The sequence below is a fragment of the Bacillus sp. JJ1532 genome (assembly GCF_036965085.1).
Lineage (GTDB): Bacteria > Bacillota > Bacilli > Bacillales > Cytobacillaceae > Cytobacillus.
Window position 1 is genome coordinate 1 of record NZ_JBALOW010000098.1, and the last position, 7,178, is coordinate 7,178.

Consider the following 7,178-nt stretch of genomic DNA (forward strand, 5'->3'; position numbering starts at 1 on the left):
ATATATATTCATTTTGTATGACATATTATACAGGATTCGACAAAATTCTTATTGACTAATAAAACGATTCTGCTATAAAATATGTGTAACCGGTTACAGGTCAATGAGGTGACAAAATGGTTTCAATTAAGGATGTGGCAAAGCATACAGGTCTTTCTGTAGCTACTGTTTCAAGAGTATTAAATAACAAAGGTTATGTAAGCGAAGATTCCAGGAAAAAGATCGAGCAGGCGATTGCGGAATTGAACTACAAGCCGAATGCAGTCGCAAGGAGCCTTTTTAAGAAACAATCGAAAACGATAGGTTTAATGCTTCCAGATATTATGAATCCATTCTTTCCAGAGCTAGCTCGAGCAGTTGAGGACGTAGCAATAAAGCTTGGGTATACAGTGATTCTATGCAACTCAGATGAGGATAGGGCTAAAGAACAGGCTTATTTGGATATGATGATGCAGAAGTACGTTGATGGTTTAATCATTGCATCTAATACCATGACTGCTGAGCAGATTGAGAAGATTAAGATACCTGTTGTCAGCATTGATCGGGAAATAAGTAAGGGCCTGCCAACAATCGTAGTTGAAAATAGAAAAGGTGCAAGACTTGCTGCAAGTTTCTTGAAAGAATTAGGGCGAAAGCGAATTGCTCATATTAGGGGCCCGCACGATATTTTTACTGCTGATGAGCGATGTAAAGGATATCGGGAAATAGTAAGTCAGGAGCCTTGGTTTAAAGAAACATTCATCGCTGAAGGAGATTTTTCCATGCAAACTTCATTTGATGCAACTATGAAGCTATTGCAACTACACCCTGACATTGATGGGATATTTGCGGCAAATGATACTAGTGCCATCGGAACGATTAAAGCCGTTCATAAGCTTGGAAAAAAAGTGCCCGAGGACATTGCAATTGTTGGGTTTGATGGAATCATGATGTCAACTGCTACAACACCTGAATTAACAACAGTCGTTCAGCCCATCTATGAATTAGGGGAAAAAGCTGCAACTTTGCTCGTTCAATTAATAGAGAAGCAGCCAGTTTTGGAAACAACCTATACATTGGATGTTCACCTTGTTGAAAGGCAATCAACTTAAGGAGGTTTCAATTAAAATGAGCAATAATCCAAAAGTAACAGTAGTCGGCAGCATTAATATGGATTTAGTGACGATAACTGATCAAGTCCCTCAAATAGGCGAAACACTATTAGGAAATCGATTTCAAACAAATCCTGGGGGCAAAGGCGCAAACCAAGCAGTTGCAGCAGCCCGATTAGGGGCAGATGTGCACATGATTGGCTGTGTCGGGAATGATTCATTTGGGAAAGAGCTTATTCAACATCTATCTGACCAAGGTGTTGATGTAAGCAATGTGGAACCGGTTACAGGTTCGACGGGAACGGCTACGATTATTGTATCTAATCAAGATAATAGTATTATTGTCGTTCCGGCAGCTAACGAACATGTGACAGCAGCGTTCGTTGAATCAAAAAGAGATACAATTGCATCCAGTGATATTCTCATTCTACAGCTTGAGATTCCACTAGAAGGTGTAGAAAAAGCGGTGGAAATTGCAAAAGAAAATGGGGTCAAAATTATTTTAAATCCAGCCCCAATTCAAGAGCTGCCTGCTGACCTCATTGCAAATGTTGATTATCTAACGCCAAATGAACATGAGTATAAGGTATTAGAAAAAGCAATGGAAGAAAATGTTCTGAAAGAGAAAGTAATTCTTACAAAAGGAAGCAAAGGCGTTAGTTTCTATCAAGGTGGAAAAGAAGTAAATATACCAGCATTCAGAGTGAATGTTGTAGATACAACTGGTGCTGGGGATTCGTTTAACGGCGGATTTGCAGTCGCTCTAAGCAAAGGTCTTACTATGGATGCTGCATGTAAATATGGCAATGCAGTTGCTGCGTTATCTACGACAAAGCTAGGCGCGCAAACGGGTATGCCAACGGAAAACGAGGTTAAGAATTTCATGAAAAATAACGGGTAAGCAATAAATTGAGAAAATAGTATATTCGGAATTTTGAAGTGGATTTTTTAACATTAAAAAACTTTAGCGAGGTGAAAAAATTGAATATTCTTTGGGGTTTAATCGGGTGTTCAATCATATTTTTTATTGCTTACTTAGTTTCTGAAAACAGAAAGGCGATTAATTTTCGTACTATTGGTTTAGGATTTCTTTTACAGCTTGTCTTTGGTTTTATTGTTCTGAAATCAAAATTAGGACAAGAAGCATTGCAAGCAGTTTCTGCGGGTGTCAATAAGGTCATCCATTATGGAGATGTTGGTGTAGCGTTCGTATTCGGCAGTCTTGCAGACAAGGCAGGTCCGGCAGGCTCAATTTTTGCGGTTAGAGTATTAGCAATCATTATCTTTTTATCAGCTTTAATTTCTCTTTTATATCACTTAGGAATTATGCAAATTTTTGTACGAATTATCGGCGGATTTATCTCAAGACTCTTAAAAGTTAGCAAGACAGAGTCAATGTCTGCAACAGCAAATATTTTCGTTGGGATGTCAGAAGCACCGCTTGTCATTAAGCCATATCTGCCATATATGACTAAATCGCAAATTTTTGCTGTCATGGTTGGAGGATTGGCATCTGTTTCTGGTGCAGTCATGATTGGACTAGCTGCGATGGGTGTGTCCATTGAATATTTAATAGCTGCAAGCTTCATGTCCGCACCAGCAGGACTTGTCATGGCTAAATTATTAATGCCGGAAACAGAAACGAACACGGAGATAGATTTAAAGAAATTAGCAAACAATGGTGAAACTCCGAAGAAAAGAAATATTCTAGAAGTCATTACTGATGGTGCATTTGATGGTGCCAAAATTGCGTTTGGTGTTGCTGTCATGCTTATGGCTATTCTCGGCTTAGTTGCTTTCACAAATGGTATCCTTGGGGGAATCGGAGGTCTTTTCGGATTTGAAGGTTTATCTTTAGAAATGATCTTTGGTTATCTATTTGCACCGATTGCTTTTATTATTGGAATTCCTTGGAGCGAAGCAGTGATGGCAGGGAACTTAATTGGTCAAAAATTAGTATTCAATGAATTTGTTGCCTTTTCTTCATTCGCTGGGCAAACAGCTGAATTTTCACAAAAAGCCCAAGCCGTTATCACGTTTACTTTATGCGGATTTGCAAACTTAGGCTCTATTGGAATATTAGTTGGAGCATTATCATCCATGGCGCCAAATCAAAAAGCTGTTATTCAGAAATTAGCTTTTCGTGCGTTAATTGCCGCTTCATTGGCCAATCTAATGAGTGGTGCAATTGCTGGGATTTATTTCTAAAAAAGTCAGGAGTGATCGATGTGAAGAAGGTTATTATCGATGTAGATACTGGGGTAGATGATGCACTTGCCATTTTATATGCTACACAGAGCGAACAGCTTGATGTTTTAGGTATTACAACGGTTTGCGGCAATGTTCCGCTTGAGCAAGTAAATATTAATACACACAGAATGTTGAAATTGCTCGGCATGGAAAACAAAATTAATGTATATAAAGGTGCTTCTCGCCCTCTTCTTAGAGAACCTTATCATGAATTTAGAGTTCATGGAGAAGATGGAATCGGCGGGGCGCTCGATCATATCGATGCGGGTGTACAAGAGAATAGTATCTTTGCTGCTGATTTCATCATCGAGCAGGCGGAAAAATATAAGGGAGAACTTACTCTCATCATGGTTGCTCCATTGACAAACCTCGCTCTAGCGCTTCGTAAAGAACCAAGAGTGGCCGAATGGGTAAAAGAGGTTGTGATTATGGGGGGGATCGTGCAATCTTCCGGCAGAGGAAATACATTGCCGACTTCTGAGTTTAATATTTATGGTGATCCAGAATCAGCGAAAATTGTCTTTCATTCAGGCATGGAAATTACTTTAGTTAGTTTAGATGTGACTCGAAAAGTGATGCTTTCTGAAGAACATATTAATCTATTAAAAGGGACCAAATACTTTGAGTTTGTCAAAAATAGTACAGGCGTATACAGGGGATTTTCTTTAGGCCTATATGGCGTCAATGCTTGTGCTTTACATGATCCACTAGCTGTTGCTGTGGCTTTAGACAAAAGTCTTGTGAAGTCAGAGAAATATTATGTTGACGTAGAGACAAAAAGTGACTTGAGCTATGGACAGACAATCTGTGACTTTAGAAATTTATTGAAAAAAGAACCGAATGTAAACATTTGTGTAGATGTAGATCACGAAAGATTTCTTGAACGTTTTATCGAATATTTGAAAAAATAGATAAAGTGAAACTTCAATCAGTGGGGGGTTGACGCATAGGATATGCTAGTTCAGACGTTGTTACAAGAAGTCGCGATTTATTCTCCCTCATCGACCACTGATTGTTAGTTGAACTAATCGGGCATTTACGGGCAGTTTGACTCCCACTTATACTTCATCGATTCCTCTTAGTCATGAAGTGGGAGTCTTACTGCCCGTTAATCTGCGATATAATTTTAATTGCCCACCTTTTTTAGGTGGGTATTCGTTATTTTTACAACTTAAGGAGAGGTATACGTGCTTAAAACATATAAATATTCACTTCTTGTTTTTCTTGGAGCATGCAGCTATGGATTGATTGCATCTATCATAAAGCTTGCCTATCAGGATGGGTTTACCGTTGGAGAAGTTATTAGCAGCCAATACTTTTTTGGCTGGATCATGCTGCTTCTTTTAAGTCTTCTTTTTTCTAGAAAACGAATATCAATCAAAAAGTCACTTATTTTAATCCTTGCAGGAACATCATCAAGCTTTACAGGCATGTTTTATGGAATATCGCTAAAGACCATTCCAGCTTCCATAGCAATTGTACTGTTATTCCAATTTACTTGGATTGGTATATTAATAGAAAGCCTGGTTGATAAACGACTGCCAAGCAGAGAGAAAATTTTGTCTGTTGTGATTCTATTAATTGGCACTGTTATGGCTAGTGGAATAATAGGTAATAGTTTTTCCACCCTTGATATGAAGGGGATTATTTTTGGATTATTGTCGGCTATTACATTTTCCTTATTTATATTTAGTACTGGAAGAATTGAAGCCGATGTTCCCTTTCTAAATCGGGGGGCATTAATGACGACTGGCGCTTTAATTATATTGATGCTAACTTTCTCACCATCATTTTTATATAATGGTTCCATGGCAGAGGGATTATGGAAGTATGGTATTTTATTGGGCTTGCTAGGAGTAGTAATACCTATTAGTTTTTTTGCTATTGGTTCACCGAAAACAGGATCCGGATTGGCTACGATTCTAGGCGGTGCCGAACTTCCTACTGCCATCATTGCCTCCATTATTGTATTGAAAGAGTATGTGTCATTTCTTCAATGGGGCGGAGTATTGCTTATTCTTTTAGGAATATCCGTAACACCTATTAAACAATTAATAAAAAGTAAAGTTAAACTTCAATAACTTTTGCAACAAAGAACCTGAGCTAAAGTCACTTTTAAGGGAATTCGGTAAAAAAGGCGAACTGTGGTAATCTGCGTTCGCCTTTTTATACTGGTAAATTTCTATATAAAAATCACCTAAAATATAATTAACATATAAAACACTGTAATTACCCTTTAATTTCTACGGTTTTTGCATTTTCTACTTTTCTATCAAACCCGCTCAAAAGTATTCCAATGACAGCCCCAAAAATGGCCGGCACAATCCATTCTAATCCAACTGAGTAGAATGGAAGAATCGCTCTGACCGATTCTAAAGGTCCTAAGTCTAAGCCAAATGTTGTTAATCCTCCCATAAGTGCAAATATCCCTGTAAATAACACTGTGCTTCCGTATACTTTTCTTGAATTTTTAAAGAAGGGATTAAAGAATGTTAAAGTAATTAGTACGATTGTTAACGGATAAGCCGTTACAAGGAAAGGTACTGAAAATTTAAGAATTTGATTTAAACCAAGATTTGAGAGTGTAAACCCAATAATTGTTAAGGCTAAGACAAGGGTTTTATAGCTAGCAGCCGGAATAACTTTCGAAAAATACTGTCCGCAAGCTGTTGTCAATCCAACACATGTTGTAAAACAAGCTAAAGTGAAAATCAAGCCTAATAAAGCTACACCGCCGGAACCTAATAAAAGGGTAGATGCAGCTGTTAAAATGCCTGTACCAGTTTCATAGGAAGAGGCATCTGTCATTTTTCCACCGATTAATCCAATGCTTACATATACAACGGATAGCAATCCTCCAGCAATAAATCCAGCCTTCAACGTAAAGCTAGTTAATTGTTTTCTGTCCGTGATTCCTTTTTTCTTAATAGCGCTAAGTATAACAATCCCGAATGCTAACGCAGCAAGGGCATCCATTGTGTTATATCCTTCAATAAAACCTTTAGAGAATGCGCCTGATTGATAAGCTTCACTTGGCGAACTAAGTGGTAAATCTAATTTCATAAAACCAATTGTACATAAGACCACCATTGCTAGAAGCAGTACTGGCGTGATAAAGCGTCCCATATATTTTTCCATTTTAGTAGGGTTCAAGCTGACTACATAAACTAAGGCGAAGAACACTACTGAAAATAGGACGAGAACGACTGAGCTGTTCCATGATTCTTTTAAAAATGGTTTCACGCCCATTTCGTAGGCAACATTAGCGTTTCTTGGAATCGCTAGAAATGGTCCGATTGATAGATAGACAGCAACCATGAAAACTGTGCTAAATACTGGATGCACGCGATTTCCGATTGTAGTTGCACCATCTTTTACTAGCGATACGGCAAAGAGAACTGCAAACGGCAAACCAACAGCCGTTAAAATAAAGCCGGCCATCGCAAACCAAAAAGATGTGCCAGACTCAGAACCAAGAACTGGAGGGAAAATTAAGTTTCCTGCACCAAAAAACATTGAAAATAGCATAAGGCCAATAAATAATGTGTCTAACTTTTTCATAAAAACCCACTCCTTTTTTATATTTGAATAACAAAAAACTCGTCCCTATAGTAGGGACGAGTTATCGCTCGCGTTACCACCCTTATTCCGTAAAAATAAATCAAAAAATTACGGCACTTAAGTCAACGTACAATTATACGTGATCCATGGTAACGGCGGAAACCCGTCAAAGCTTACTGACTTCAGCTTTGCATCTCGGAGATGACTTCGGACAAGTTCTGAACATCGGCTCTCACCAAATACCGATTCTCTGTAATTCAGGCTGCTTATCTTACT

At 38.3% G+C, this 7,178-nt stretch carries 6 protein-coding genes and 1 other annotated feature (1 of these 7 running past the window's edge); of the genes, 5 read left to right on the forward strand and 1 reads right to left on the reverse strand.

The genetic code is table 11. The features are described from left to right. Positions 1 to 116 precede the first annotated feature (116 nt). The 5 genes from V7122_RS23115 (at position 117) to V7122_RS23135 (ending at position 5,422) form a co-directional block, all read left to right on the forward strand. Positions 117 to 1,091, forward strand: a complete 975-nt coding sequence (locus V7122_RS23115) for a LacI family DNA-binding transcriptional regulator (protein ID WP_335529467.1) — start codon at positions 117 to 119, stop codon at positions 1,089 to 1,091. A 16-nt stretch (positions 1,092 to 1,107) separates the two neighbouring features. Further along, positions 1,108 to 1,992, forward strand: a complete 885-nt coding sequence (rbsK, locus tag V7122_RS23120) for a ribokinase (RefSeq protein ID WP_335529470.1) — start codon at positions 1,108 to 1,110, stop codon at positions 1,990 to 1,992. An 80-nt stretch (positions 1,993 to 2,072) separates the two neighbouring features. Continuing rightward, positions 2,073 to 3,299, forward strand: coding sequence for a NupC/NupG family nucleoside CNT transporter (locus V7122_RS23125; RefSeq protein WP_335529473.1), 1,227 nt, complete (start codon positions 2,073 to 2,075; stop codon positions 3,297 to 3,299). Between the two features lie 20 nt (positions 3,300 to 3,319). Further along, complete coding sequence (locus V7122_RS23130; RefSeq protein ID WP_335529476.1) at positions 3,320 to 4,252, forward strand: nucleoside hydrolase; 933 nt, start codon at positions 3,320 to 3,322, stop codon at positions 4,250 to 4,252. Positions 4,253 to 4,528: 276 nt separating this feature from the next. After that, positions 4,529 to 5,422, forward strand: coding sequence for an EamA family transporter (locus V7122_RS23135; RefSeq protein ID WP_335529478.1), 894 nt, complete (start codon positions 4,529 to 4,531; stop codon positions 5,420 to 5,422). A gap of 148 nt (positions 5,423 to 5,570) precedes the next feature. Here V7122_RS23135 and brnQ read toward each other — a convergent pair whose 3' ends face one another. After that, a complete protein-coding gene (gene brnQ, locus V7122_RS23140; protein WP_335529481.1) occupies positions 5,571 to 6,902 on the reverse strand; it encodes a branched-chain amino acid transport system II carrier protein in 1,332 nt (443 codons plus the stop codon). Positions 6,903 to 6,951: 49 nt separating this feature from the next. Further along, positions 6,952 to 7,178, reverse strand: a binding site (T-box leader); it runs 41 nt beyond the window's last position.

What these genes read in the sequence shown, in the direction of transcription:
- rbsK (WP_335529470.1), top strand. Translation starts at nt 1,108, where the DNA reads ATGAGCAATAATCCAAAAGTAACAGTAGTCGGCAGCATTAATATGGAT.
- V7122_RS23115 (WP_335529467.1), top strand. Translation starts at nt 117, where the DNA reads ATGGTTTCAATTAAGGATGTGGCAAAGCATACAGGTCTTTCTGTAGCT.
- brnQ (WP_335529481.1), bottom strand. Translation starts at nt 6,902, where the DNA reads ATGAAAAAGTTAGACACATTATTTATTGGCCTTATGCTATTTTCAATG.